We start from the raw sequence: 24,415 nt of genomic DNA on the forward strand, positions 1-24,415 counted from the left end.
CTACCGGTAGACTGGAAGCTAATCCCGCCCCACTTGTGGGACGCACCGAGCAACGCTGACTAGGGCCTACCGAAAAAACACGCCGCAGCCGCTCCGGCCACCAACCGGGAGCTTGGCTTGTGCTGTGCCAGAAAGGGCGCTTCGTGGCCGATTCCGGCAACCCCAACGAGAACATCCCGACCACCGACGCTGTCGCGCACGCGAACGTAGGGGCGACAGAAGCCTCGTACGACGCGAGCGCGATCACCGTCCTCGAAGGGCTGGACGCGGTCCGCAAGCGACCTGGCATGTACATCGGCTCGACCGGTGAGCGTGGCCTGCACCACATGGTGCAGGAGGTCGTGGACAACTCCGTCGACGAGGCGCTGGCCGGTCACGCGGACACCATCGACGTCACGATCCTGCCCGACGGCGGCGTCCGCGTCATCGACAACGGCCGCGGCATCCCCGTCGGCATCATCCCCTCCGAGGGGAAGCCGGCCGTCGAGGTCGTGCTCACCGTCCTGCACGCGGGCGGCAAGTTCGGCGGTGGCGGCTACGCCGTCTCCGGTGGTCTGCACGGCGTCGGTGTCTCCGTCGTGAACGCGCTGTCCACGAAGGTCTCCGTCGACATCAAGACCGAGGGCTACCGCTGGACGCAGGACTACAAGGCGGGCGTTCCGACCGCCCCGCTGGCGAAGCACGAGGCCACCGAGGAGACCGGCACGTCGGTCACCTTCTGGGCCGACGGCGACATCTTCGAGACGACCGAGTACTCCTTCGAGACGCTGTCGCGGCGCTTCCAGGAGATGGCCTTCCTCAACAAGGGCCTGACGATCAAGCTCACCGACGAGCGTGAGTCGGCCAAGGCCACCACCGGCGCGGACAACGCCGAGCCCGCGGACGACAACGAAGCGCGCACGGTGACGTACCACTACGAAGGCGGCATCGTCGACTTCGTGAAGTACCTCAACTCCCGCAAGGGCGAGGTCGTCCACCCCACCGTGATCGACATCGAGGCCGAGGACAAGGAGAAGCTCCTTTCCGTCGAGGTCGCGATGCAGTGGAACACCAGTTACAGCGAGGGCGTCTACTCCTTCGCCAACACGATCCACACGCACGAGGGCGGCACCCACGAAGAGGGCTTCCGCGCGGCGCTCACCGGTCTCATCAACCGGTACGCGCGCGACAAGAAGCTGCTGCGCGAGAAGGACGACAACCTCACGGGTGACGACATCCGCGAGGGTCTGACGGCGATCATCTCGGTCAAGCTCGGCGAGCCGCAGTTCGAGGGCCAGACCAAGACGAAGCTGGGCAACACCGAGGCGAAGACCTTCGTCCAGAAGGTCGTGCACGAGCACCTCACGGACTGGCTCGACCGCAACCCGGTCGAGGCGTCGGACATCATCCGCAAGTCCATCCAGGCGGCCACCGCGCGCGTGGCGGCCCGCAAGGCGCGCGACCTGACGCGCCGCAAGGGCCTGCTCGAGTCGGCGTCGCTGCCGGGCAAGCTGTCCGACTGCCAGTCGAACGACCCCACCAAGTGCGAGATCTTCATCGTCGAGGGTGACTCCGCCGGCGGCTCGGCCAAGTCCGGCCGCAACCCGCAGTACCAGGCGATCCTCCCGATCCGAGGCAAGATCCTCAACGTCGAGAAGGCGCGGATCGACAAGATCCTCCAGAACCAGGAGATCCAGGCGCTGATCTCCGCGTTCGGCACCGGAGTCCACGAGGACTTCGACATCGAGAAGCTCCGCTATCACAAGATCATCCTGATGGCGGACGCCGACGTCGACGGTCAGCACATCAACACCCTGCTGCTGACCTTCCTGTTCCGCTTCATGCGGCCCCTGGTCGAGGCCGGACACGTCTTCCTGTCGCGTCCGCCGCTCTACAAGATCAAGTGGGGGCGTGAGGACTTCGAGTACGCGTACTCGGACCGCGAGCGCGACGCCCTGATCGAGCTGGGCAAGCAGGCCGGCAAGCGCATCCGTGACGACTCGGTCCAGCGCTTCAAGGGTCTCGGTGAGATGAACGCCGAGGAGCTGCGCATCACGACCATGGACCAGGAGCACCGCGTCCTCGGCCAGGTCACCCTCGACGACGCCGCCCAGGCCGACGACCTGTTCTCGGTCCTCATGGGTGAGGACGTCGAGGCGCGCCGCTCGTTCATCCAGCGCAACGCCAAGGACGTCCGCTTCCTCGACATCTGAGTCGGTCTCAGCTGACCGCCGCAGAAAGGATCTTCACCAGCAATGGCCGACGAGAACACCCCCAGTACTCCTGGCATCCCTGAAGAGGGCGGCGACATCGCCATGCGCATCGAGCCCGTCGGGCTCGAGACGGAGATGCAGCGCTCGTACCTCGACTACGCGATGTCCGTCATCGTGTCCCGCGCCCTGCCGGACGTGCGCGACGGCCTCAAGCCCGTCCACCGCCGCGTCCTGTACGCGATGTACGACGGCGGCTACCGGCCCGAGAAGGGCTTCTACAAGTGCGCCCGCGTCGTCGGTGACGTCATGGGTAACTACCACCCGCACGGCGACTCCTCGATCTACGACGCCCTGGTCCGCCTGGCTCAGCCGTGGTCGATGCGCATGCCGCTGGTCGACTCCAACGGAAACTTCGGCTCCCCGGGCAACGACCCGGCCGCCGCCATGCGCTACACCGAGTGCAAGATGGCGCCGCTGTCCATGGAGATGGTCCGTGACATCGACGAGGAGACCGTCGACTTCACGGACAACTACGACGGCCGCTCCCAGGAGCCGACCGTCCTGCCGGCCCGCTTCCCGAACCTGCTGATCAACGGCTCGGCCGGTATCGCGGTCGGCATGGCCACCAACATCCCGCCGCACAACCTGCGCGAGGTCGCGGCCGGCGCCCAGTGGTGCCTGGAGAACCCGGAGGCCTCGCACGAGGAGCTCCTGGACGCCCTCATCGAGCGCATCAAGGGCCCCGACTTCCCGACCGGCGCCCTTGTAGTGGGCCGTAAGGGCATCGAAGAGGCGTACCGCACCGGTCGTGGCTCCATCACGATGCGCGCGGTCGTCGAGGTCGAGGAGATCCAGAACCGCCAGTGCCTGGTGGTCACCGAACTCCCGTACCAGGTCAACCCGGACAACCTCGCGCAGAAGATCGCCGACCTGGTCAAGGACGGCAAGGTCGGCGGCATCGCCGACGTCCGCGACGAGACCTCGTCCCGCACCGGCCAGCGCCTCGTCATCGTGCTCAAGCGCGACGCCGTCGCCAAGGTCGTCCTGAACAACCTCTACAAGCACACCGACCTCCAGACGAACTTCGGCGCCAACATGCTGGCCCTCGTCGATGGTGTGCCGCGCACCCTCTCCCTGGACGCGTTCATCCGCCACTGGGTGGCCCACCAGGTCGAGGTCATCGTCCGCCGCACGCGGTTCCGGCTGCGCAAGGCCGAGGAGCGCGCCCACATCCTGCGCGGCCTCCTGAAGGCCCTGGACGCCATCGACGAGGTCATCGCCCTCATCCGGCGCAGTGACACCGTGGACGTCGCGCGAGAGGGCCTCATGGGCCTCCTCCAGATCGACGAGATCCAGGCCAACGCCATCCTCGAGATGCAGCTGCGCCGCCTGGCCGCCCTGGAGCGCCAGAAGATCGTCGCCGAGCACGACGAACTCCAGCAGAAGATCAACGAGTACAACGCGATCCTGGCCTCCCCGGAGCGCCAGCGCCAGATCATCAGCGAGGAACTCGCGGCGATCGTCGACAAGTTCGGCGAGGACCGCCGCTCCAAGCTGGTGCCCTTCGACGGTGACATGTCCATCGAGGACCTGATCGCCGAAGAGGACATCGTCGTCACCATCACACGCGGTGGCTACGTCAAGCGCACCAAGACGGTCGACTACCGCTCGCAGAAGCGCGGCGGCAAGGGCGTGCGCGGCGCGAAGCTCAAGGAAGACGACATCGTCGACCACTTCTTCGTGTCCACGACGCACCACTGGCTGCTGTTCTTCACCAACAAGGGCCGCGTCTACCGCGCGAAGGCGTACGAGCTCCCGGACGCCGGCCGTGACGCGCGCGGCCAGCACGTCGCGAACCTCCTGGCCTTCCAGCCGGACGAGGCGATCGCCGAGATCCTCGCCATCCGCGACTACGAAGCGGTGCCCTACCTGGTGCTCGCCACCAAGGCGGGCCTCGTCAAGAAGACGCCTCTGAAGGACTACGACTCGCCGCGCTCCGGCGGTGTCATCGCCATCAACCTGCGCGAGGCGGCGGACGGTTCGGACGACGAGCTGATCGGCGCCGAACTGGTCTCGGCCGAGGACGACCTGCTGCTCATCAGCAAGAAGGCGCAGTCCATCCGCTTCACCGCCACGGACGACGCACTGCGCCCGATGGGCCGCGCCACCTCCGGCGTGAAGGGCATGAGTTTCCGCGACGGCGACGAACTGCTCTCGATGAATGTCGTCCGGCCGGGTACTTTCGTGTTCACCGCCACCGACGGTGGGTACGCGAAGCGGACCAACGTCGACGAGTACCGCGTCCAGGGTCGCGGTGGCCTCGGCATCAAGGCCGCCAAGATCGTGGAGGACCGCGGAGAGCTCGTCGGCGCTCTGGTGACCGAGGAGACCGACGAGATCCTCGCCATCACGCTGTCCGGCGGTGTGATTCGTACGCGAGTCAACGAGGTCAGGGAGACAGGCCGTGACACCATGGGCGTCCAACTGATCAACCTGGGCAAGCGCGATGCCGTCGTCGGCATCGCACGTAACGCCGAGGCCGGTCGTGAAGCAGAGGAAGTCGACGGCGACGCCGCGGAGGACGCGGACGACGTCGTGACCGACGAATCCGCTCAGAACGAGACGGCCGCCGGAACGGACGAGGGCGGGCAGTCCTCGGCCGAGTAGCGCGAGGAGTGAATCATCGTGAGCGGAGCCACGGGCGCAGGCTCTACCGGTACATCCACCGGTACGGAAACCGAGAGCGGCCGTGGCTCCGCTCACGACGTTCATGACGTCAAAGACTCGACCGACTCGCACGAGTCTCATGGATCCCAGGGGGGAACTGTGACGGACACTCGAGGTCCGCAGACCCAGCAGTACGCGGATGGTGGCGGGGCCCTGCCCGGGGAGAGGCAGCAGCCCCAGCAGCAGGCTCAGCCGTACCACCCGCCGCAGGCCTACCAGAACGCACCGGCGGCGCCCGGGACGCCGGGCGCGGTCCGCAGGCCGCGCACCGGCGCACGCACCACCCCGCGCACCCGCAAGGCCAGGCTGCGCGTCGCCAAGGCGGACCCGTGGTCGGTGATGAAGGTGAGCTTCCTGCTCTCCATCGCCCTCGGCATCTGCACGATCATCGCGGCCGCCGTGCTGTGGATGGTCATGGACGCCATGGGCGTCTTCTCGACGGTCGGCGGCACGATCTCCGAGGCCACGGGCTCGAACGAGTCCAACGGCTTCGACCTCCAGTCGTTCCTGTCGCTGCCGCGCGTGCTGATGTTCACGACGGTCATCGCCGTCATCGACGTCGTCCTCGCGACGGCCCTCGCGACGCTCGGCGCGTTCATCTACAACCTCTCCGCGGGCTTCGTCGGCGGTATCGAGCTCACGCTCGCCGAGGACGAGTAGGCGCGCTTCCCGCTCGAGCGCGCCGCAGGTGGGCGGGCCAGGACTATCGATTTTGGGACTGGCCGCCTCGTGCGCTAATCTTCAGAGGTCAGCGCGCGGGACACACACCGCAAAGCGCGGCGGGGCTATAGCTCAGTTGGTTAGAGCGCATCCCTGATAAGGATGAGGCCACAGGTTCAAATCCTGTTAGCCCCACCAGTGCAAAGACCCCTCACCGATCATGGTGGGGGGTCTTTGACATCTACGGCTGACATCAGCCGATGAGCGGATCTTCCAGTAGCTCAGCGAGCATCGCGACTGCTTCCCTCTCGTCAGAGCCGACCACGTGCGTGTAGACGTCCATGGTCATGCTGATCTGGCTGTGCCGCAGGATCGCTTGGGCGACCTTGGGATGGACCTTGAGGAAGGCGAGCAAGGTTCCGCAGGTGTGCCGGGCCAGCCGGACCGTGATGCGGCGGACGTCGGCGCGCGTGACGAGGCGGCCGAAGCTCCGGGAGAAGCCCACAGGGTCGATCAGGCCGCCATGCTCGGACGAGAAGATCAGGTCTTGGTCCGGCGCCTGCTTCCAGTGATCCCCCGCGATCTTCCGTTCCAGCTCTTGAAGCTCCCGGCGTTCTTCGAGGGCGCGAGCGCAGAACTCGGGCAGGGGAAGCACCGCCTGTGACGACTCGGTCTTGAGATCCTTCAGGATCAGCCCCTTCCCCTTCTCGCGCTGCACCTGCTTGACCGGTTCGAACTGCCGGGCCTCGAAGTCGACGTCTTGCCAGCGCAGGCCCAGGACCTCACTCCGTCGCAGGCCCAGAACGAGCACCAGGACGCAGGCCGCGTACAGCCGATGGGCCCGAGCCGTCCGAAGGAACGTGATCGCTTCCCGAGCGCTCCATGCCCTGCCCTTGTCCTTACTGACCTTGGGCATGTCGACGAGCAGGGCGACGTTCCGCGTAAGCAGCTCCTCACGGACGGCTCGGTTGAGGGCGTTCCGGAGGGTCCGCAGCACCTCGAACCGAGTCGCCGCGCCGACCTTGTCCCGCTTGAGCTGCGCCATGAACGCCCGGATCTGAGCCGGGGTGAGCTTGACCATGGACTTCGTGCCGAGGTGAGGCATCAGGTACAACCTGACCTTGGACTCGTACTTGGCGTACGTGTTGAACTCCCGCTCCGGCTTCACGATCTGCTCAAGCCAGTAGGTCAGCCACTCGCCGACCGTCCAGGACTTCGCGGGCACGGGTACGCCGTTGCGCTCTTGCTCTTGGAGCTTGGCCAGTTTCTCCGACGTCTCGTCATACGTGGCGCCATAGACGAACTTCCGGACGCGGTTCCCGTCCGTGTCGGTCACGTAGGCGGCCCCGTGATACCGGCCGTCCTTCCGCTTGGTGATCGTTCCCCCGCCGTTGGGGCGACGCTTGGCCATCAAGCCACCTCCTCATACTCAAGCCGTGAGACGAGGTACGCCCGCAGGCCGTCAGCAGGGATGCGGCGACTCCGGCCGATCGTGAGTGACGGCAAGCGGTGCGTACGGATCAGGTCGTAGACGGTCGTTCGGCCCACCTTGAGCCGGGCCATGACCTCCGGGACGGTCAGCAGCTCGTCAGTCATCCCAGGCCCCCAAGTCGTCGAGGTCGGACAGTTCGGTGAGGGCTTCGCGTGCTGTTTCGCGGTTCAGTTGGAGGTCTCGAGCGATGGACTGGGCGAGCCAGGATTCGCCCGGGGTGTGGCCCTGTCCGGCGTAGGTCCAGTGGGCGAGTACGAGCGTGGAGCCCTCCGTGTCGTCGAGGTCTTCGGCCCACCCGTGCTCCTGCCGGTCCTGTCGTGCGCGGTAGTCGGCCCGCACCTGTCGGAGAATGCCGAGGGTGGTGGAGTAGCGGCGGGACTTAGTGGAGAAGTGCCCGCGGAAGCCGAGCATGTGGGCCCAGTGCGCCAACAGCCGGTCCGGGTAGGCGGCATCGAGCGCCCAGCATGCTTCGATCAGGCGGCGGGTGTGCGCGGGCAGGTGGGGCAGCTTGTCGAGTTCGGCGAGTTCCCCGATGCGGTGGTCCACGGTGCCGGTTGTCTCGGCTGCTTTGGTGGCGTACTTGGCGACGTAGGAAGCCACGGCCGCTTCGGTCAGTTCCTCATGGTCGAGGGCGCCGATCGGTTGGACGTCGACTTGGGTTCCCCATGCCAGGGTGCGTCCGGCGAAGGCGCCGGCGGGCGGGATGGGGACCGTGGCGCGGGAGGCGGCGGCCCGGATCACGTCGTCCAGGAGTGCCGTTGTAGCCCACCCGGGCGGGGGACTGTCGGGACCGTCCGGTCCGTCGATGCGGATCACGGCGTGGAAGTGGACGGCGCCGCGCTTTTGGAACTCGGCAACCTTGCCGAAGGACACCCGGCAGTGCTCGCCAAGGGCGCGTTGGGACAGGCCCGCGCGAGCGGCCAGTTCACGGCGGAGGTAGATCGTGAAGCGCTGCCAGAGCTGCCCGGCGTGGTTGTTCCACAGCACCGCCCCGGCGTAGTCGTACGCGGCCGGGTTGAGGGCCGTGCCGAGGATCGGGTCCGTGTCGGCGTGCGCGGCGCCGCAGCGGCAGCGGCCCGAGGTCGGGCGGTTGTGGACCGGGCCGAAGGAGGGCGCGGTCAGGGTGGCGAAGACCCGGGGATGATCGCGCACCGTGGCGGGGACCGACTTGCCGCCCGTGATCCCGGAGCGGATCAGGTGGTAGGTGTCCCCGGCATAGGTCCAGGCGCAGGAGGGGCAGCGGGAGGCCCGGCGGTTACCGCAGGCGACCCGGAGGGCTCCGCCCGGCTCGTCGGCCGTCGAGTAGGCGTACAGGACGTCGCCGGTCTTGGCATCGCGGGTGACGGTCTGGCCTTGCAGACGGATCGGGTTCGAGCAGCCGCCGGTACGCCGGATCTGCTCTCGCCACCGCTCAAAGCCGGGGTCATTGGCCACGCGCAGCATGTCGGCCAGAGTCAGGGGGTCGGTGCCCACGGCCGCCGCCATGTCGGTGACGGCGGCCGGGGACACGGGGAAGTGGGTCACCAGCGACGCCCCCGCTTGGGGGAGTTCGCGGTAGGGGCGGACGGGCCCGAGGTGTCCGCGGAGTTGCGGTGCCAGGAGTCGCGCTTGGGCTGGTCCTTCTCCGGCCGGTGCGCGTCGAGGTCGCGGTGCACGGCCGCGAGCACCTTGGCGTCATCGGCGTCGTACCCGCGGGGCGGTGAGTCGGGCTTGCGGCTGAAGAGTCCCATCACGCAGCCACCTCCTCAGCGGCCGTCGCGGCGAACTCGCGGTTTAGGGCTCGCCAGTTGCGTTCGATCTCGTAGGAGCTCTGGAAGGCACGGGTGCGGTCGAAGCGCTGGTTGTAGGTGTCCCAGACGGCGCAGGTGTCGGTGTCGTTCTCGCAGTGCTCCCAGAACTCGCGGAGCTGCGCGGCCTTCTCGGCGACCTGGGGGAAGCCGGACCGGTTCAGGCCCTGGGTGATCAGGACGGCCAGCGCGGCGACGGTCGGGCGGGACTTGGCCACGTAGTCCGACAGGTACAGGGAGGTGATCCATTCCGTGGCGGTGAGCGTGGCCGGAGCGATCGGGGGCAGCTCGTCACCGGTCGCCCAGTCGATCGGACGGGCGTGCGGGCACGGCACGCTCTCACCGTCGATGTCGTGCATCAGCAGGCCACGGCCGTTGAAGTTGATCCAGCCCCAGCCGTCCACGTCCAGGCCGCACGTCATGCACGGGGACGGGACCAACGTCGCGTCATCACTGAACGACAGCGGAGCCGACAGCGGGGCCGAAACCGTGGCCTCAGGTCGTACGACGGTCAAGGTCGAAGGCATCATGGAGCTTCCCTTCGGGGACGAAGGGGGCGGCGCATCTGCTTGGCGGTAGAGGGCGCCGCCCCCGGGCTTTGTGTGCTAGCTCACGTTTATGTATACGCGTACTAGCACGCGATGGCAAGGCCGCTTTGGGGGTACGCTAATCCGTGAGCTAGCAGACGATCACGGAGGAGAAATGACACCGCGAGTTCAGCGGGCCGCGCCGCCGTTCATGCAGATCGCGGACCACTTTCGTCAGAAGATCGTTGACGGTGTTCTGACGCAGGACACCAAGCTGCCGTCCATTGCGGAGATCGCCGAGGAGTGGGGCGTCGCCACCGCCACGGCAGCCAAGGGGATCAAGCAGCTTCAGGCCGAGGGGTACGTCCGGTCGACTACCCAGGGCACATTCGTTGATCTAGGACGCAAGCTCACCAGCGGCTCGGACCGTCTCCAGCTCCAGCGAGCCACCGGCAGTGGATTCCGCCCTGGAGAACACGTCGAGATCGTCGGCGCAGGTCTCGTAGCGGCACCGGCTGAGATCGCAGAGGCGCTGGGGGTTGAAGCAGGAGCACCGGTCGTACGTCGCCAGCGTCGCTACCTGGATGACGAGGGAGTGATCACCTTGTCCACGTCGTGGCTTCACGGTGATCTCGCCGAGCAGGCACCCGAGTTGGCCGTTGCCGAGGCACTTCCCAGGATGACATTCGGCCTGATCGAGGACCGTACGGGACGACGTGCGGTGCGGCGCCGCGATGTTGTGGCTTTGAGGCCAGTCCCCGAGGACGCTTCTGGGCTGCTCGGGATCGAGGCGGGGACCCCAGCCCTGACCGTGACCAACTACTACTGGGACCAAGATGGTTCAGTGATCGAGTACGCCATCGACTTCATGGGCGGTGGCCGACAGCTCACGGCGGAGTACGACATCAACTGAGGCATGGCGAGGGCCCGTTACAGGTTTCTCTACCTCATCAAGGCTCGCTGCGCTCGCGGCGTGGGCTTCGGCCCACGCCGCCGATCATTGCCAACCCAACCGCCGAAGAGTGCTGCCGCGAATCAACGGCCGCTCTGGCCCGCCGGTCCCCGCCACCATGATCCAGCCTTGAGGGAGATCCCTTCAGCTTCCGTGGGACCACAAGGCGCACGCACAAGAACACCCCCGAGGACAACCACCATCCAGCCCGAGCCGTCCCAAAGGGATCAATCCGGATCGAGGGCCCCGAACGGGGCGGCGCCGGTCGGCCGCCGCCCCGCCGCCTAAATGTCTGCGCCGCCGGCCGCGGGGCGCCGTCCGCCCGTCGCACCCCAAGGGGCCAAGAACCCAGCAACGGGCCATAGAGGTACAGGGGATTGCCGCACCACAGGTCAACGACGCTTTGGGCTACCGATTAGGCCGGATCATGGTGGCGGGGACCGGCGGGCCGACGCTGCCAGATTCGCAAGCACCCTCCGGCCCGCTGATCACATGGGCCAGCCCCGGACGCGGACTCACGGCCAGATGAGCGGGGAAACCCGTCGTGGCCGGGGCCGGTCGGTTCCACGGCTTTAGGCAGCCACCATGGGGCGAGCCTCGAAGATCATGGCCCAACGTCGTGCTTTAACGGGCAGGTCCATAGACTGCCCGACTCGCTATCAGCTTAATGGGCCATGATCACTCGCCCCATGGCAGCTCCAGCCCAAAGCCGCTCCACCGACCTCGAAGCTCTGCTCAGGCTGCACGGGATACGAAGGGTGGCACAATGCGGTGTCGTACATGGGTTCGATGTCGGGGTGGGGTTTTGCATGTGGTGGGCACAGTCAGTTCTCTCTGATGCTGAGCGTCCAGAGTGGGCTTGGGTTCCGCTGAAAGGCGTGGGCCCTTTGCGTTTTGGTCAGACCGTGGAGGAGGTTGCTGCTGCCCTCGGCGAGCCGATCAATGGATGGCACCTTCAGAAGCAGTGGGTTCCGTTCAGTGCTCTGGGTGTCGACACCTACTACACGCGGGATGAGCAGACGTTGGCTGCCATCTCGATCGACGCCTGCAACGGTCCTCAGGTTCTTCGCGATGGCGTTCGCTTCGTTGGCCGTTTGCCATCTGAGCTGACTCCGTGGATTGAAGCGACAGCGGACTCCCTTAAGGACATGCCTCAGGGTCTGGATGGACTACGCATCGGGCTTAACGGAGAGGCTGGCTTGCCCGGCTTGGGACTGGTCATGCGTTGCCAGCAGAACGGCGACTTCGCCCGCACCCGCCCTGTGTTCGTCGCAGCTGAGTGGGCTGAGATGTGTACAGATAGCTGGGAGGGCTCCATCCCCCAGCGGGAGTGGGGAGTTCACTAGAGAACATGATGAGCAAGGCTTGTCAAGACCACCCCGCATGCTGACATCAACAGCTGACACCAACAGATACGAACGACACCGGTCGACGCCGAATCTGAGCGGCAGCCGGACCAAGGTTCAGCAGACGTTCATCACGGTCGAGAGGTCCCCTCGATCGACCTGATAAGGATGAGGCCACAGGTTCAAATCCTGTTAGCCCCACCAGTGCAAAGACCCCCAACCAGTGATGGTTGGGGGTCTTTGACGTGTATGGCTTCGGGCGCAGTCGCTTCCCTGGTTGCTTCGTAGGGTGCGGCCTCATGACTTCTGACGCCCCTCTCAAGGCGAAGCACGGTGATGTCGCAGCTTGGGAAGACCTTGTCGCGCGATACGCGTGGGTCGAGACCGACGAGCTCGATGCGTACACCGTCCGGATCGCCTCGCCCACCGAGCTCTTCGGGTCATCGGATGCGGCGTGGCTTCCCTGAGCCGAGCGCGGTTGTGTCGGGCTGATCCGACGGGGGCCGTAGGCGCGTCCCGGGGCATGCCGAAAGGGCCCGCTCAGCCGGAAGGAATGGCTGGGGCCTCGGATCGGCGTGGATCAGTGGGGAGCGGCGTGCATCGGCGTGCGCTGGTGGGCTTCCTGGGCGGGGGTGGGCCTGATGGCCGTGCTTCCGCCGTCTGCCGTTGTCGCTGCCGTCGGCCGGCTTGCTGTGGGCTGCTCTGTGCGTGATCAGTGGTGCGTCGTGCTCAGGCCTGCGTGGTGTTCATGCGGGTTACGGTCATGCGCTTCGTGCCCGTACGTGTGGTGCGCGTACTGCGGCGTGGTTGCGTGCCGTGTGGTGCTCATGCTGCGGCGTGGTTCGGTGCCGAGTGGCTCTTGGTGGTGCTTGGCCGTTGTGGTGCTTGGTTCTGCGGTGTGTGCGTCCTGTGGGGCGCACTCTGTGCTGCGAAGGGGCTGCCCGTCGGCGAGCGTCTGACGGGGTTTCGGCGTGCTGGGTGGTGCTGACTGCGCCGAGCTTCCGGAGCGGGCTACGGCTGGGCCGTGAGGGCTTCGGTGGCCAGGTCCGTGGTGCTGTCGTCCTGCTGCTCGGTGTCGGCCGGCGGACGGTGGCGGCAGCTGGGGGAGGAACCGTGGGCCTCGGCGCGGATGCGCTGCTTCATCGTCGGTGGCAGGGACCGCTTGAAGGTCCAGAAGGGAACGGCCGCGGTGGCGGCGGGAGCGGCGCTCACGACCGTGTTGCGGGCCTCCTCCGTCTGCTGTACGGGCGTGGCCGCGGCGGCCGGGGAGACGAGTCCCAGCGCGGAGAAGAGCGCGATGAAGGCGGAGATGACGACGGTCCACAGCGTCATGACCCGGTTCTTGGTCATGGTCCCTCACTTTCGGGTTGGGCGATTTGCGTACTTTCCTCATGATGTGTACGCAGCGCCAAGAGTGCGGGACCGACGCCCATGGCGCGTCGATCTTCAGATGAACACCACTCGGATGGCCTCAAGGGCCCTCTCGCCGGGGCGTCGATCCAAGGAGGCGAAGGGTCCGTTTCGACTGCGGCGTGCCATGCGGGAGTTGGGGTACATCCAGGTCACCGATCGGTATCGGTCGGTGTGTATAGTCGGGCGCCAGAGGTCCCCTACGTCAAGGAAAGACGAGGTCGCGCGGTGAAGAAGCTTCTCCTGGTCGCACTGGCCGCCATCGGCGGGCTCCTCGTGTACCGCCAGATCCAGGCGGATCGCGCCGAGCAGGATCTGTGGACGGAGGCGACTGACTCCGTGCCCACGGGTTCGTGAGTATCGACAACAGTCTCTTCGCAGGCCCCGGTCGCACCAGCGGCCGGGGTTTTGTGTTGCACCGGCACCGGCACCGGCACCACGTCCCGGACCGGCACCACGTCCCGGACCGGCCTTGCGTGAGCAAATGAATGGCGGGATTCCGACGCACGGCGGACAACGCGCGCACCGGAACGGCAGGATGACGGTCCATGGGGAGACTCATGAGGCGGCTGAAGGCGGAACGGCGGCGCGACCCCCGACTGGTGGCGGCGACCGTCGGGGCGGGACTGTGCGCCGCACTGCTTCCGCACGGCCCCGCGGTCGCGGCCGGGAACAGTGATCCGTACGTCTACGCCGACAGCGCCCAGAACGTACGAGCCGCACGGAACAGCACCGACGCGGCGGAGTTGAAGGTCGGCGGCACGTACCGCAGCTCGATCGGTACGGGACCGAGCGGCGCCGCCTACTACCGCGTCGAGCTCGACAGCGCCGCCAACGCGTACGTGTCCGCCGTCGCCGTACCCCCGCTCGGATCCGGGACGAAGGTCTCGTACGCGGACGGGATCACCGTCGTCCTCAAGGACAGCAACGGCAACCGCTGCGACTCCGAGCGCGCGACCTTCCGCTCCGGCGCGTACCCCCGCCCGATCGCGGCCGCCGCAGCCCGGCTCGTACGACCGGGCAGGCTGAACTGCCAGACGGCAGGCACGTACTACGTGGTCGTGGAGCGCAAGACCGACGCAGAATCCACACGGCAGACCTGGGGGCTCGAACTGCATGTGGCCACCGAGCCCGGCCTCGTCACCGCCGCACCCTCCCGAGGACCCGACACCTGGCCCTCGGCCTCCGTGCCGCCACCGTCCGGCACGGGCACGCTGCGCAGGGGCGGCACCGGATTCAACGACGCGAAGGCACTGACCGCCGGCGTCTGGCAGGACCGGATCCGACCGGGGCAGAGCCACTTCTACCGCGTACCCGTGGACTGGGGACAGCAACTCCTCCTCGGCACCGATCTGGGCAGTACGGCGCAGGACACGGCCCGCAACGGATTCGTCCCCGGCGCGCTCGACGTCGAGCTGTACAACCCGGCGCGGGCGACGGTCGTCGCCAAAGAGGCCCCGTACGCCGGTGAACCGACAGGCGTCGCGCTCGACCCGCTGCCACCGGTGGCGTACGAGAACCGCTTCCTGCTGCGCGGCGACGAATCCGCGATGCGGCTGGCCGGCTGGTACTACCTCAAGGTCACCCTCAACCCGGCGATGGCGCAGAAGTACGGCGACAAGGAATCCGGCGTGACGCTCCGGGTGGGCGTGGAGGGGGAGCCCCAGAAGGCACCCGACTATGTGCGGGACCCGGGGGAGTTCCAGGTGACGGCCGACGACCGGAAGGCCGCGGAGGACGGTGAAGGGGGTGCCGTCTGGAGCGGGGGAGCTGGCGCGTCGGGCTCCGGTGACAGCTCCGGCTCGTCCGCTTCCTCTGCCGCTCCCTCCGCCTCTTCCTCGGGTTCCTCTACCGGCGGCGGCTCCTCGGCCTCCGGAGGAACCGCTTCCGCCTCGTCCGGGAGTGCGGCGATGACACTGCTGGGCGTGGCCGGAGTCGGGACGGGAACGGCGTTGCTGCTGTGGCTCGCGGCGTGGCGCCTGGTCGCGGTGCGACGCCTGCGCGGGTGACCGGCGTGAGGGGCGGGGCCCCTTTGACGCCCGGGTGAGTGCCCAGACTTCACGCCTGCGTGAGTGCCCAGATGCCGACCGTGAAGCACACCAGCGCGAGGAGCAGCACCGGGATCGTCACCCGTGGGGGTGGTCCCGGCGATGTCCGGCGCCGGTCGGGAACCTCTCCGCGTCGCAGTGCGTACAGAGAGTGACGATCCGGTACGGGTTCGTGGGGAACCACCGTCGTCACGGCGTGGGCAGCGGGGGCCACATGCGGAGGAAGGACGACCGCCGGCATCGGCGGTACGGGGGGAGGCAGCGGTGGTGGGGTCGCGAAGCGGATGTCGGGGGCCGGCGCGGGCGGGGGGAGATGGAAGCTACCCGTCTCCGACATCGCGGGGTGGGGAGTCGGTGCCGATGCCGGTGGCGGCATCGATGATGGTGCCGATGGTGGGGGTGTTGGTTCTCGCTCTGGTGCCGGTGCCGGTGCCGGTGCTGGCTGTGGTTCTGGGCTCCGCTGCGACTGCGGGTGCGGCTCTCGCTCCAGGTGCGGGGCGGGTTCGGGCACGGTGGGCGGCGTGGGGGACTCGGCCGGGCCGGTGGAGTGCAAGGGGCGAGCCCTGCGGCCGCGGGTCGCCGGACCGTTCGGCCCGAACCCCGGCGGCAACGGGCCGAGCTGATCGAACACCTCGATCAACTCGTCGTCCGGGCCCGGCTCAGGCAGCAGCTCCGCGGCGGCCAGCAGCGCCTTGCGAGCCCCCGTCGCCGTACGGAAACGAGCCTCGGGATCAGGCTGCAACAAACCCGCGAGAACGCCCCAGAGCGGACCGGGAACACCCTGCGGAGCGCTCGGCGTGCCATGCTCCGCGAAGTGCTCGATCAGCGACTTGGCATCCGGCTTGGCACCCTCCAGGAGATACAACGCGACCAGACCCGCCGCGAAGAGATCCGCCGGAAAGTCCGGCTCCGCGCCCATCGCCTGCTCCGGCGCGAAATAACCGGGCGTCCCCACCACATAGTTGGTCTCCGTCAGCCGCGGCTCACCCTTACGCATCGAGATGCCGAAGTCCGACACCCGCAGATGCGGCAGCCGCGTACTGGTCGCCTCCAGAAGAATGTTCGCGGGCTTGATGTCGCGATGCACCACACCCTCGGCATGCACAGCCGCGAGCCCGGAAAGCAACTGATCCAGCAGCACACACACGAACTGCGGAGGCAGCGGACCATAATCGCCGATCAGATGAGCCAGCGAACCACCCGCCACCAGATCCATGGTGAACAGGACCTTGTCGTCGTCCGCGGCCCAGCTCGCCGGCGCCAGCACATGCGGATGATCGATACGCAGCGCCTGCTCCCGCACAAAACGAAGCAGCGTGTGCGCATCGCTCTGCTGAAGCACCTTGGCCGCGACATAACGGCGGCGACGGTGGTCCCAGGCACGCCACACCGCGCCCACTCCCCCGCGACCGATCGGGTCGGCCAGTTCGTACCGGCCGGCGAAGACCTCACCCATGGTCGTGCGTCGCTCCCCTCCCGGGCCCGCGATGCCAAAGGCCCCCTCCGGACACCGCCCGAGGTACGCCCCACGGCCACCGCCGCCCTCCACCGGCGGCAGCGGCCACAAAGCCCGTCAGCTCTGGTGCGCCTGGTAATGGGCGACCGCGTCGGACGTCCGCCCCGCGCCGTACACCCGGAGGAACTCTGCCAGCTCCGGGTGCGACGGGGCGAGAGAGTCCGCCGCCTCGATGATGTCGCCCGCCGCCGACACGGACCGCAACAGCGACTGGATCTCACGCACCACACGCTTCACCGTCGGAGCACCCGAACTCGTCGACGTCTGACCGGTGTTGGTGAGCACCGACCCACCCTGCGACTTCTTGATCTCGTCCATGCGCTCCGTGGCCTCGGCCGCACTCACACTGCCGTCCGCGACCTGCCCCGCCAGGTCCTGCAACAACTGCACCCGCTGCACCACCGCAGGGTTACCGATCTTGGCCCGCTGGCCACTCATCAACTGGGACAACATGGGCGCGGACAAGCCGAGCACACCCGCCAAGCGGGCCTGATTGAGGCCGAGGTCCTCGATCAGCCGACGGAAGAGCGCCCCCAGCGGCTCCCCGTACCAGTTCCGCTGGAGCTCCCGTGCTCTCGCGGTAGCTTCCTGCTGTGCGGCGTCCATTGCGTCTCCCCATCGCTTCCCCAAGTACGGCGCCTTCGCTGCCGCGAAGCACCGTGGGGCATCTTACGGAGAGTGGTCGCCCGCCGGGACCCCCAATCCTTTTGCGGGATCCGGGGGATGACCCGGTACTCTGGTCTGCGGTGCACGACCGGAACACGATTCTTCCGGCGGACGCGCCATTTTCGGGGCCTTAGCTCAGTTGGTAGAGCGCTGTCTTTGCATGGCAGATGTCAGGGGTTCGACTCCCCTAGGCTCCACGCACCGAAGCCCCTCCCGCCAGGTTCACCCTGGCCGGAGGGGCTTCGTCGTACCACTGCTCACACGGACGAAGGACCAGCGTCAGCGCTTCTCCTCCGAACCGCTGTCCGCCTCGGCCTCCGCCTGCTTGGCCTGCACCTCCGGATCGAGAGCCGCCTGAGCACTCCCGTCGACCGAGGTCAACGGAGCACTGTCGGGAACCTCGGTCGCGGCCGGCGGCTCGACCAACCAGTCCGGATTGGCCTGCTTGTCCCACCACTTCCACGCGGCGAACGCACCACCCGCCAGGACACCGACGACCGCCAGCCCCTTAGCGAGCCGACCGACACGTGCCCGGCGCTGATGCTTGCGAGCCAGCTTCCGGATCTCCTTCGGGGTGACCTGCCCCCGCAGCGCCGCGACCGCCGCGACGCTACGCGCCGCAGCTTCGTCACGCACCGGACCGGCCGCTGCCACGGCCTGCTCGATACGCGGCTTCGAATACGCGGCAGCCTGCTGGGCGGCCTTACGGGTACGGACCGCCGCCTCGTGCGCGGCGTGATCGACCTTCGGCGGAACGTGCGAGCGTGCCTGCTCAAGACGCGGAGCGAGATGAGCGCCGTACTGGACGCGCGCCTGCTGGGCAGCCTGCGAGACCTTCGGGCCGAGGGCGACCCGAGCCTCATGCGCGTACAGAGCTGCCCGGTCCTTGGCCGTCTCGGCGTAGGGCGCCACCACTTCCGCGGCGTGCAGCACGCTGTCCTTCGCCGAGCTGGTCGCGGCGCGCACGCTGTCGATGCGGGTCACGGGATCCTCCTCCTCGGTGGCGTACAGGTTTTTCACCTTTCCACCCTTTTACGGATCATGCCTGCCGGAAGCGCCAATGCGGTGTTAAGACTCAGTAAGACTCGGTAGGCCTCAATAGGGGGCTAACAGGTGGTAAGGGACTTGGCGACGACAATGCCACGGATCGTGGCGGCGCGCGCCTCTTCGGTACCGAGTAGACCGGATTTCGGCTGCTGAAACCCCTGGACCCTCCCGGGACCGTGCGAGGATCGAGAGAGCACAGAAGACAACGGAAGGCAGATCGTGGCCGAGCAGCTGTACGCCACTCTCAGGACCAACCAGGGAGACATCGAGGTCCGGCTGCTGCCGAACCACGCGCCCAAGACGGTCAAGAACTTCGTGGAGCTCGCCAAGGGCGAACGTGAGTGGACCAACCCGGAGTCCGGCGAGAAGACCACGACCCCCCTCTACGACGGCACGGTCTTCCACCGGGTCATCGGCGGCTTCATGATCCAGGGCGGCGACCCGCTCGGAAACGGCACCGGCGGCCCCGGCTACCAGTTCGAGGACGAGTTCCACCCCGACCTCGCCTTCACCAAGCCGTACCTCCTGGCCATGGCCAACGCCGGCCCGGGCACGAACGGCTCCCAGTTCTTCATCACCGTCTCGCCCACCGCCTGGCTGACCCGCAAGCACACCATCTTCGGCGAGGTCGTCGACGACGCCAGCCAGAAGGTCGTCGACGCCATCGCGACCGCACCCACCAACCCGCGCACCGACCGCCCCGTCAACGACGTGGTCATCGAGTCCGTGATCGTCCAGACCCGCTAGACCGGACCCGTCGAGGGCCCGAGGGAACCATTTCGCCCCGCTCGTCCGTAAGGATGGGCGGGGCGACGCGTTGTCCACGCGGCGCCGACCACCGCGTACACAGACGTACGACACCGCTCCACCCGAGGGGACGACCGTCATGGACCAGGCGCCCGGCAACCCGCAGGAACCACAGGACGCCCAGGGCCTGCCCGGCTGCCACCGGCACCCCGACCGGCCGACCGGCGTCCGCTGCACCCGCTGCGAGCGGCCCATCTGCCCCGAATGCATGGTCAGCGCGTCCGTCGGATTCCAATGCCCGGACTGCGTGCGGGGCGGTTCGGGAACGGGACACGCACCCACCGCCAACCAGCCGCGGACCCTCGCCGGAGGAACCGTCGCGGCCGACCCCCGGCTCGTCACCAAGACCCTCATCGGCCTGTGCCTGGCCGCCTTCCTGGTACAGCTCTCGATCGGCGACCGCTTCACCGACCGCTTCGACATGCTGGGCCTGGCCTGGGTCCCCCAACTCGGCGGACCCCAAGGCGTCGCCGAAGGCCAGTGGTACCGCCTGATCACCGCCATGTTCCTGCACGGCGGCTACATCCACCTCGCCTTCAACATGCTCAGCCTGTGGTGGATCGGCGGCCCACTGGAAGCCGCCCTCGGCCGCGCCCGCTACCTCGCGCTCTACTTCGTCTCCGGACTCGCGGGCAGCGCCCTGACCTACCTGCTCGCCGCACCGAACCAGCCCTCGCTCGGCGCCTCCGGCGCGATCTTCGGACTCTTCGGCGCGACGGCCGTCCTGCTGCGCCGCCTCAACTACGACATGCGACCGGTCATCGCCCTGCTCGTGATCAACCTGATCTTCACGTTCGGCTGGTCCAACATCGCGTGGGAGGCCCACATCGGCGGCCTGGTCGCCGGGCTCGTCGTCGGGTACGCCATGGTCCACGCCCCCCGCGAGCGCCGCGCCCTCGTGCAGTACGGGACCTGTGCCGTGGTGCTGCTCGCCGTGATCGTCATGGTCGTCGTGCGGACCGCGCAGCTCACTTGAGCCCGGTTCTCCACCGATGTCGACCGACGTTGTCCACAGAGGGTGCCGGATCTTGTGCATGCTGTCGGGAACAACTGTGCCCCTTGTCGCTGACCTGGGTTTTCCCAGGAAGGGCAAGGGGCGAACAGATGGTCGAGCGTGACCTGACCGGTCACACCGGCGTCAACACCGAGTGGGTTATCCACAGATCATGCGACCTTTTGCACACTGTGGAAAGTGCTGTGGATAACTCAGTGGATAGCTTGGGGCAGAGCTGCTGACCCGGCTGCTTTCCGGGTCACTTCCACTGCGTGGAGACACCGAAGCCGGCGGCGATGAAGCCGAAGCCCACCACGATGTTCCAGTTGCCGAGGGAGTCGAGCGGCAGGGATCCGTCCGTCACGTAGAAGACCACGATCCAGGCGAGCCCGATGAGGAACATCGCGAGCATCACCGGGGCCACCCAGCCGCGGTTGGTCAGCTTGATATTGGCTGCCTGCTTCGAGGCGGGCGGCGGCGTGTAATCGGCCTTCTTGCGGATACGTGACTTCGGCACGAGGGTCTCTCCTGTCGATGCGCTGCGTGGCCGCGCAGGGGAACGTGGGCTGGCTCCGGAGCAGCGTACAAGGGGAAGTTCTGGGGAAACCTGGTGCTCCCCCGGGCGTCCGTTAGCGTAGTGCTTCCGCGGCGTCGAAGGAGATAAGGGTACGTTGAGCAATTCTGCCGACCCTGACAAGAGCGGGCGCTTCCGGCCTGTGCGCCTGCTCACTGTGGGCGTTTTCGCCCTCGCGGGGCTCATCTTCTTCACCAGTTTCAATACGGCCAAGGGCACCAATATCCGTACGGATGCGTCTCTTCTGAAGCTCTCCGACCTCATTCAGGAGCGGAGCCACAAGAACAAGGAACTGGAAGAGGCGAACAGCGGGGTCCGCGGTGATGTCGAGGCGTTCGCCGAGCGGGACGACGGGTCGACGAAGGCCGAGGACGAGAAGCTCGACCGGCTCGAAGAGGCGTCGGGGACGAAGAAGCTCAAGGGGCAGGGCGTCTCGGTGACGCTGGACGACGCTCCGCCGAACGCCGTGGCGAAGCTGCCCGGCTATCCGGAGCCGCAGCCCAATGACCTCGTCATCCACCAGCAGGACCTCCAGGCGGTGGTGAACGCTCTGTGGCAGGGCGGTGCCAAGGGCATCAAGGTCATGGACCAGCGGCTGATCTCCACGTCCGCCGTGCGCTGTGTGGGCAACACCCTGATCCTTCAGGGCCGGGTCTACTCGCCGCCGTACAAGATCACCGCGGTCGGGGATCCGGAGGCGTTGCAGAAGGCCGTCGCGGCGTCGCCGGAGATCCAGAACTACATGCTGTACGTGAACGCGTACGGGCTCGGCTGGAAAGTCGAGGAGGACGGGGCGGTGACTCTTCCCGGTTACTCGGGCACAGTGGATCTCCACTACGCGAAGCCCACGCAGTAGCCGCCAGAAGTCACCCGTGGACACCGGGGGGTGTCGGTGCGAGTCGTCGTCCGGACGTTCAGCGAGCTGTGCATCACCGTCGGCGCCCTGATCGTGTTGTTCGTCGTGTACGTGCTGTTCTGGACCGGGGTGAAGGCCGACGGTGCGATGGACCGTCAGATCGATGCCCTTCAGGAGCAGTGGGCGAAGCGGCCGGTGGCCAGTGCCGGGCCGGACGGGCCGGACGGGCCGGACGAGATGCGGACGTCGCCGCCGAAGCCGCCCGTGTACGAGGACGGGAAGCCCTTCGCCGTGATGTACATCCCGCGGCTTGGTTTCACGTGGAACAAGCCGGTGCTGGAGGGCACGAAGGTCGGGACCCTGAAGAAGGGGCTCGGGCATTACGCCGGTACGGCGCAGCTCGGGCAGAGGGGGAACTTCGCGGTGGCGGGGCACCGGCGGACGTACGGCGATCCGTTCAAGGACTTTCCGAGGCTGCGGCCGGGTGATCCGGTGGTGCTGACGGATGGGACGAGCTGGTTCACGTACGTCATCGACACGAAGCCGTACAGGACGGTGCCGAGTGATGTGGCGGTCATCGATCCGGTGCCGCGCAAGTCCGGGTACGCGGGGCCGGGCCGCTATTTGACGCTGACGACGTGTGAGCCGGAGTGGGGGCACAGTCATCGGTTGATCGTCTGGGCGCACCTTGATTCCACTCAGCCTGTGGAGGCCGGGAAACCGGAGGCGTTGCGCCGTTAGTCTGGTGGCGTACGCAGACAGTGTGGAGGGAGCGACCGGCATGTACGGCTGGATCTGGCGGCATCTGCCGGGGAACGCGTGGGTGAGGGCACTGATTTCGCTGCTGCTGGTCCTTGCTGTCGTGTACGTCCTCTTCCAGTACGTCTTTCCGTGGGCCGAGCCGCTGCTCCCCTTCAACGATGTGACGGTGGACGGCCAGTGAGCGCGCGCATTCTTGTTGTCGACAACTACGACAGCTTCGTTTTCAACCTCGTTCAGTACCTGTATCAGCTGGGTGCGGAGTGTGAGGTGTTGCGCAATGACGAGGTGACGACCTCGCATGCGCAGGACGGTTTCGACGGGGCGCTGCTCAGCCCGGGGCCGGGGGCTCCGGAGCAGGCGGGTGTCTGTATCGAGATGGTGCGGCACTGTGCTGCGACGGGTGTGCCGGTCTTCGGCGTGTGTCTCGGTATGCAGTCGATGCAGGTCGCGTACGGGGGTGTGGTGGACCGGGCGCCGGAGTTGCTGCACGGCAAGACGTCGTTGGTGCGGCATGAGGGCAAGGGTGTCTTCGCGGGGTTGCCCGATCCGTTCACCGCGACGCGCTATCACTCGTTGGCGGCGGAGCCGGGGACCGTTCCGGATGCGTTGGAGGTCACGGCGCGGACCGAGGACGGGATCATCATGGGGCTGCGGCATCGGGAGTTGCCGGTGGAGGGTGTTCAGTTCCATCCGGAGTCGGTGCTCACGGAGCATGGGCATCTGATGTTGGCGAACTGGCTCGTGGAGTGTGGTGACGCGGGTGCGGTGGCCAGATCGGCGGGGCTGGCGCCGGTCGTGGGCAGGGCCTCGGCGTGACCGCGCTGCGCCCCGAACAGGATGGCGCCGGGGGGTTCGAGGAGGCTGTGGGCCGGCTCGACGATCCGTTGAACGATCCGTTGCCGGGGCAGCATCCTTCTCCGTGGTTCCGGGCGGAGGGTGCGGTTCCTGAGCCGCCGGGGCGGGTCGAGCCGGAGCCTGAGTGGTACGACCCGGAGGGCTACGCGCAGGACTGGTACGCGGGGGGTGCGGGGTCGGGGCGGGAGTCCGCGCGGCAGGCCCTTCAGGAGCCTGTGGAGCAGCCGGTGCGGGAGTCTGCGCGGGCGGGGCAGCCCGTTCGGCCCAATGTGCCGGTGCGGGACGACGAGACGGTCGCGCTGCGGACCGCGGACACCCGTCGAATAGCCGGTGTCGAGCCGGGCGGCGAGCCCGTGGCGGCGGTGGTCACCGGGGGCAGGGCGGAGCGTCGTAGGGCCGCCAAGCGGGGCGGTGGGGGCGGCATGCGGAGTCCGCGCAGGCCGGGAGCGGGAGTGGTGACGGGCGGCCGCTGTCGCGGGTCGAGGCGCGGCGGGCGGCGCGTGCGGCGAAGCCGTCCGCGGGGGTGGTCGCGAGTCGCGCGGTCGGTGAAGTCTTCATCAGCATCGGGGTGTTGATGCTGTTGTTCGTGACCTACCAGCTCTGGTGGTCGAACATACGGGCCCACAATCTGGCGGGCAGTGCCCGGCACCATCTTGAGGACGACTGGGCGAGCGGCAAGGGCAAGCCCGGGACGTTCGAGCCCGGTCAGGGCTTCGCGATTCTCTACATTCCGAAGCTGGATGTCGTCGTGCCGATCGCCGAGGGCATCAGCAAGACGAAGGTGCTCGACAAGGGGATGGTCGGGCACTACGACAAGGACAGCATTCCGACCGCGATGCCGGATGCGAAGAAGGGGAACTTCGCGCTCGCGGGGCATCGCAACACCCATGGTGAGCCGTTCCGTTACATCAATCGCCTCGCGCCGGGCGATCCGATCGTCGTCGAGACGCAGGACACGTACTACGTGTACAAGATGTCGAGCATCCTGCCGCAGACGTCGCCGTCGAACACCTCGGTGATCAACCCGGTTCCCGCGGGTTCCGGATTCGCCAAGGCGGGTCGTTACATCACTCTGACGACCTGTACGCCGGAATTCACCAGTACGTATCGAATGATCGTCTGGGGCAAGATGGTCGAGGAGCGGCCGCGCAGCAAGGGGAAGCCGGACGCGCTCGTCGAGTAAGCGACCACCGGCAG

24 protein-coding genes, 2 tRNA genes and 1 pseudogene are annotated in these 24,415 nt (G+C 67.4%); 17 read left to right on the forward strand and 10 right to left on the reverse strand.

Annotated features, from left to right (window positions below):
* Window positions 1-119 precede the first annotated feature (119 nt).
* The 4 genes from gyrB to V2W30_RS20115 all read left to right on the forward strand — a co-directional run bounded on the left by gyrB (window position 120) and on the right by V2W30_RS20115 (window position 5,777).
* Window positions 120-2,192, forward strand: coding sequence for a DNA topoisomerase (ATP-hydrolyzing) subunit B (gyrB, locus tag V2W30_RS20100; protein ID WP_338698406.1), 2,073 nt, complete (start codon window positions 120-122; stop codon window positions 2,190-2,192).
* 42 nt (window positions 2,193-2,234) lie between these two features.
* Window positions 2,235-4,859: a DNA gyrase subunit A gene (gene gyrA, locus V2W30_RS20105; protein ID WP_338698408.1), complete on the forward strand. Its 2,625-nt coding sequence runs from the start codon at window positions 2,235-2,237 to the stop codon at window positions 4,857-4,859.
* A gap of 18 nt (window positions 4,860-4,877) precedes the next feature.
* Window positions 4,878-5,579, forward strand: coding sequence for a DUF3566 domain-containing protein (locus tag V2W30_RS20110; protein WP_338698409.1), 702 nt, complete (start codon window positions 4,878-4,880; stop codon window positions 5,577-5,579).
* 121 nt (window positions 5,580-5,700) lie between these two features.
* Window positions 5,701-5,777: transfer RNA gene (locus V2W30_RS20115), tRNA-Ile, on the forward strand.
* A gap of 55 nt (window positions 5,778-5,832) precedes the next feature.
* Here the strand turns inward: V2W30_RS20115 and V2W30_RS20120 are convergent.
* The 5 genes from V2W30_RS20120 to V2W30_RS20140 form a co-directional block, all read right to left on the reverse strand.
* Window positions 5,833-6,915, reverse strand: a complete 1,083-nt coding sequence (locus V2W30_RS20120; protein ID WP_338698410.1) for a site-specific integrase — start codon at window positions 6,913-6,915, stop codon at window positions 5,833-5,835.
* Between the two features lie 74 nt (window positions 6,916-6,989).
* Window positions 6,990-7,175: a helix-turn-helix domain-containing protein gene (locus V2W30_RS20125; protein ID WP_338698412.1), complete on the reverse strand. Its 186-nt coding sequence runs from the start codon at window positions 7,173-7,175 to the stop codon at window positions 6,990-6,992.
* Window positions 7,168-8,556, reverse strand: coding sequence for a replication initiator protein RepSA (gene repSA, locus V2W30_RS20130; protein WP_338703700.1), 1,389 nt, complete (start codon window positions 8,554-8,556; stop codon window positions 7,168-7,170). Before repSA ends, V2W30_RS20125 begins: the two co-directional genes overlap by 8 nt.
* A 35-nt stretch (window positions 8,557-8,591) precedes the next feature.
* Window positions 8,592-8,801, reverse strand: a complete 210-nt coding sequence (locus V2W30_RS20135) for a hypothetical protein (RefSeq protein WP_338698414.1) — start codon at window positions 8,799-8,801, stop codon at window positions 8,592-8,594.
* Window positions 8,801-9,280 carry a hypothetical protein gene (locus V2W30_RS20140; protein WP_338698416.1) on the reverse strand — a complete coding sequence of 160 codons (480 nt, stop codon included), beginning with the start codon at window positions 9,278-9,280 and terminating at the stop codon, window positions 8,801-8,803. The genes V2W30_RS20135 and V2W30_RS20140 overlap by 1 nt, the downstream gene beginning before the upstream one ends.
* A gap of 280 nt (window positions 9,281-9,560) precedes the next feature.
* Here V2W30_RS20140 and V2W30_RS20145 point away from each other — a divergent pair, with 280 nt between their 5' ends.
* The 3 genes from V2W30_RS20145 to V2W30_RS20155 all read left to right on the forward strand — a co-directional run bounded on the left by V2W30_RS20145 (window position 9,561) and on the right by V2W30_RS20155 (window position 12,150).
* The gene (locus tag V2W30_RS20145; RefSeq protein ID WP_338698417.1) at window positions 9,561-10,298 is read left to right on the forward strand and encodes a GntR family transcriptional regulator; all 738 of its coding nucleotides are present in this window, start codon (window positions 9,561-9,563) and stop codon (window positions 10,296-10,298) included.
* 728 nt (window positions 10,299-11,026) lie between these two features.
* Window positions 11,027-11,683: a hypothetical protein gene (locus V2W30_RS20150; RefSeq protein WP_338698418.1), complete on the forward strand. Its 657-nt coding sequence runs from the start codon at window positions 11,027-11,029 to the stop codon at window positions 11,681-11,683.
* A 299-nt stretch (window positions 11,684-11,982) separates the two neighbouring features.
* Complete coding sequence (locus V2W30_RS20155) at window positions 11,983-12,150, forward strand: hypothetical protein (protein ID WP_338698420.1); 168 nt, start codon at window positions 11,983-11,985, stop codon at window positions 12,148-12,150.
* 544 nt (window positions 12,151-12,694) lie between these two features.
* On the opposite strand, the gene V2W30_RS20160 is transcribed toward V2W30_RS20155, so the two are convergent.
* Entirely contained in the window at window positions 12,695-13,033 is a 339-nt protein-coding gene (locus tag V2W30_RS20160; RefSeq protein WP_338698422.1) for a DUF6344 domain-containing protein, read from the reverse strand.
* A 288-nt stretch (window positions 13,034-13,321) separates the two neighbouring features.
* Here V2W30_RS20160 and V2W30_RS20165 point away from each other — a divergent pair, with 288 nt between their 5' ends.
* Window positions 13,322-13,450, forward strand: coding sequence for a DLW-39 family protein (locus V2W30_RS20165; protein ID WP_003999697.1), 129 nt, complete (start codon window positions 13,322-13,324; stop codon window positions 13,448-13,450).
* A gap of 203 nt (window positions 13,451-13,653) precedes the next feature.
* On the forward strand, window positions 13,654-15,102 hold the full coding sequence (locus V2W30_RS20170; protein ID WP_338698424.1) for a hypothetical protein: 1,449 nt from the start codon (window positions 13,654-13,656) through the stop codon (window positions 15,100-15,102).
* Between the two features lie 49 nt (window positions 15,103-15,151).
* On the opposite strand, the gene V2W30_RS20175 is transcribed toward V2W30_RS20170, so the two are convergent.
* Complete coding sequence (locus tag V2W30_RS20175; RefSeq protein WP_338698425.1) at window positions 15,152-16,597, reverse strand: serine/threonine-protein kinase; 1,446 nt, start codon at window positions 16,595-16,597, stop codon at window positions 15,152-15,154.
* Window positions 16,598-16,714: 117 nt separating this feature from the next.
* The gene (locus V2W30_RS20180) at window positions 16,715-17,263 is read right to left on the reverse strand and encodes a DNA-binding protein (RefSeq protein WP_338698426.1); all 549 of its coding nucleotides are present in this window, start codon (window positions 17,261-17,263) and stop codon (window positions 16,715-16,717) included.
* A gap of 184 nt (window positions 17,264-17,447) precedes the next feature.
* Between V2W30_RS20180 and V2W30_RS20185 the strand changes: the two genes are divergently transcribed.
* A tRNA-Ala gene (locus tag V2W30_RS20185) sits at window positions 17,448-17,520 on the forward strand.
* 82 nt (window positions 17,521-17,602) lie between these two features.
* Here V2W30_RS20185 and V2W30_RS20190 read toward each other — a convergent pair.
* On the reverse strand, window positions 17,603-18,307 hold the full coding sequence (locus V2W30_RS20190; protein WP_338703701.1) for a DUF5324 family protein: 705 nt from the start codon (window positions 18,305-18,307) through the stop codon (window positions 17,603-17,605).
* A gap of 282 nt (window positions 18,308-18,589) precedes the next feature.
* On the opposite strand from V2W30_RS20190, the gene V2W30_RS20195 reads away from it, so the two are divergent.
* Window positions 18,590-19,117 carry a peptidylprolyl isomerase gene (locus V2W30_RS20195; RefSeq protein WP_338698427.1) on the forward strand — a complete coding sequence of 176 codons (528 nt, stop codon included), beginning with the start codon at window positions 18,590-18,592 and terminating at the stop codon, window positions 19,115-19,117.
* A gap of 139 nt (window positions 19,118-19,256) precedes the next feature.
* Window positions 19,257-20,153: a rhomboid family intramembrane serine protease gene (locus V2W30_RS20200; RefSeq protein ID WP_338698428.1), complete on the forward strand. Its 897-nt coding sequence runs from the start codon at window positions 19,257-19,259 to the stop codon at window positions 20,151-20,153.
* A 277-nt stretch (window positions 20,154-20,430) separates the two neighbouring features.
* Here V2W30_RS20200 and crgA read toward each other — a convergent pair whose 3' ends face one another.
* Window positions 20,431-20,688, reverse strand: coding sequence for a cell division protein CrgA (gene crgA, locus V2W30_RS20205; RefSeq protein WP_338698430.1), 258 nt, complete (start codon window positions 20,686-20,688; stop codon window positions 20,431-20,433).
* Between the two features lie 154 nt (window positions 20,689-20,842).
* On the opposite strand from crgA, the gene V2W30_RS20210 reads away from it, so the two are divergent.
* From V2W30_RS20210 to V2W30_RS20230, 5 genes and pseudogenes are all read left to right on the forward strand, one after another.
* Window positions 20,843-21,601 carry a DUF881 domain-containing protein gene (locus V2W30_RS20210; RefSeq protein WP_338698432.1) on the forward strand — a complete coding sequence of 253 codons (759 nt, stop codon included), beginning with the start codon at window positions 20,843-20,845 and terminating at the stop codon, window positions 21,599-21,601.
* A gap of 36 nt (window positions 21,602-21,637) precedes the next feature.
* The gene (locus tag V2W30_RS20215) at window positions 21,638-22,342 is read left to right on the forward strand and encodes a class E sortase (protein ID WP_338698433.1); all 705 of its coding nucleotides are present in this window, start codon (window positions 21,638-21,640) and stop codon (window positions 22,340-22,342) included.
* A gap of 22 nt (window positions 22,343-22,364) precedes the next feature.
* The gene (locus V2W30_RS20220; protein ID WP_338703953.1) at window positions 22,365-22,544 is read left to right on the forward strand and encodes a hypothetical protein; all 180 of its coding nucleotides are present in this window, start codon (window positions 22,365-22,367) and stop codon (window positions 22,542-22,544) included.
* On the forward strand, window positions 22,541-23,179 hold the full coding sequence (locus V2W30_RS20225; RefSeq protein ID WP_338698435.1) for an aminodeoxychorismate/anthranilate synthase component II: 639 nt from the start codon (window positions 22,541-22,543) through the stop codon (window positions 23,177-23,179). Before V2W30_RS20220 ends, V2W30_RS20225 begins: the two co-directional genes overlap by 4 nt.
* A pseudogene (locus V2W30_RS20230) lies at window positions 23,176-24,401 on the forward strand (class E sortase). Before V2W30_RS20225 ends, V2W30_RS20230 begins: the two are co-directional and overlap by 4 nt.
* The last annotated feature ends 14 nt before the right edge of the window (window positions 24,402-24,415 follow it).

It is taken from the genome of Streptomyces sp. Q6 (genome assembly GCF_036967205.1).
Taxonomy (GTDB): Bacteria; Actinomycetota; Actinomycetes; order Streptomycetales; family Streptomycetaceae; genus Streptomyces; species Streptomyces citrinus.

Coding starts and splice junctions, on each gene's coding strand:
- V2W30_RS20155 (WP_338698420.1), top strand. CDS start 11,983: ATGACTTCTGACGCCCCTCTCAAGGCGAAGCACGGTGATGTCGCAGCT.
- V2W30_RS20200 (WP_338698428.1), top strand. CDS start 19,257: ATGGACCAGGCGCCCGGCAACCCGCAGGAACCACAGGACGCCCAGGGC.
- V2W30_RS20145 (WP_338698417.1), top strand. CDS start 9,561: ATGACACCGCGAGTTCAGCGGGCCGCGCCGCCGTTCATGCAGATCGCG.
- V2W30_RS20180 (WP_338698426.1), bottom strand. CDS start 17,263: ATGGACGCCGCACAGCAGGAAGCTACCGCGAGAGCACGGGAGCTCCAG.
- gyrA (WP_338698408.1), top strand. CDS start 2,235: ATGGCCGACGAGAACACCCCCAGTACTCCTGGCATCCCTGAAGAGGGC.
- V2W30_RS20160 (WP_338698422.1), bottom strand. CDS start 13,033: ATGACCAAGAACCGGGTCATGACGCTGTGGACCGTCGTCATCTCCGCC.
- V2W30_RS20175 (WP_338698425.1), bottom strand. CDS start 16,597: ATGGGTGAGGTCTTCGCCGGCCGGTACGAACTGGCCGACCCGATCGGT.
- repSA (WP_338703700.1), bottom strand. CDS start 8,556: ATGGCGGCGGCCGTGGGCACCGACCCCCTGACTCTGGCCGACATGCTG.
- V2W30_RS20150 (WP_338698418.1), top strand. CDS start 11,027: ATGGCAGCTCCAGCCCAAAGCCGCTCCACCGACCTCGAAGCTCTGCTC.
- V2W30_RS20135 (WP_338698414.1), bottom strand. CDS start 8,801: ATGGGACTCTTCAGCCGCAAGCCCGACTCACCGCCCCGCGGGTACGAC.
- V2W30_RS20140 (WP_338698416.1), bottom strand. CDS start 9,280: ATGACGTGCGGCCTGGACGTGGACGGCTGGGGCTGGATCAACTTCAAC.
- V2W30_RS20125 (WP_338698412.1), bottom strand. CDS start 7,175: ATGACTGACGAGCTGCTGACCGTCCCGGAGGTCATGGCCCGGCTCAAG.
- V2W30_RS20170 (WP_338698424.1), top strand. CDS start 13,654: ATGAGGCGGCTGAAGGCGGAACGGCGGCGCGACCCCCGACTGGTGGCG.